General features: G+C 48.3%; 1 rRNA gene. It reads left to right on the top strand.

Annotation, left to right across the window (positions count from 1 at the left end):
* Nucleotides 1-678, top strand: a 23S ribosomal RNA gene (locus ACQW0Y_RS02965); the annotation flags it as partial.
* Nucleotides 679-731 lie beyond the last annotated feature (53 nt).

The following is a 731-nucleotide window of genomic DNA, read 5'->3' as shown; positions in this document are numbered from 1 at the left end:
ATCTGGTAAGAGGACAGTGTGTGGTGGGTAGTTTGACTGGGGCGGTCGCCTCCTAAAGGGTAACGGAGGCGTTCAAAGTTACACTCAATACGGTCAGAAACCGTATCAAAGAGCATAAAGGTAGAAGTGTGATTGACTGTGAGACCTACAAGTCGAGCAGGTGCGAAAGCAGGACTTAGTGATCCGGCGGTTCTTCGTGGAAAGGCCGTCGCTCAACGGATAAAAGCTACCCCGGGGATAACAGGCTTATCTTTCCCAAGAGATCACATCGACGGGAAGGTTTGGCACCTCGATGTCGGCTCATCGCATCCTGGAGCTGGAGTCGGTTCCAAGGGTTGGGCTGTTCGCCCATTAAAGCGGTACGCGAGCTGGGTTCAAAACGTCGTGAGACAGTTTGGTTCCTATCTGATGTGGGCGTTGGAATATTGATGAGAGCTACTCTTAGTACGAGAGGACCGGAGTGGACGTACCGATGGTGTGCCAGTTGTTCCGCCAGGAGCATAGCTGGGTAGCCAAGTACGGCAGGGATAACCGCTGAAAGCATCTAAGCGGGAAGCCCCCTCAAAGATGAGTATTCCCTATTAAATTCCTTATAGACTATGAGGTTGATAGGCTGGAGGTGTAAGTACAGTAATGTATTCAGCTGACCAGTACTAATAAATTGATTGGTTTAATAGTGATTCTATAGAAGTAATCTAAAAGATAATCGATATTCAGTTTTCAGAGAACGA

Origin of the sequence: Mycoplasmopsis arginini, assembly GCF_965278885.1 — a bacterium.
GTDB lineage: Bacteria > Bacillota_I > Bacilli_A > Mycoplasmatales > Metamycoplasmataceae > Metamycoplasma > Metamycoplasma arginini_B.
This window is presented reverse-complemented; position numbering and strand designations above follow the sequence as displayed.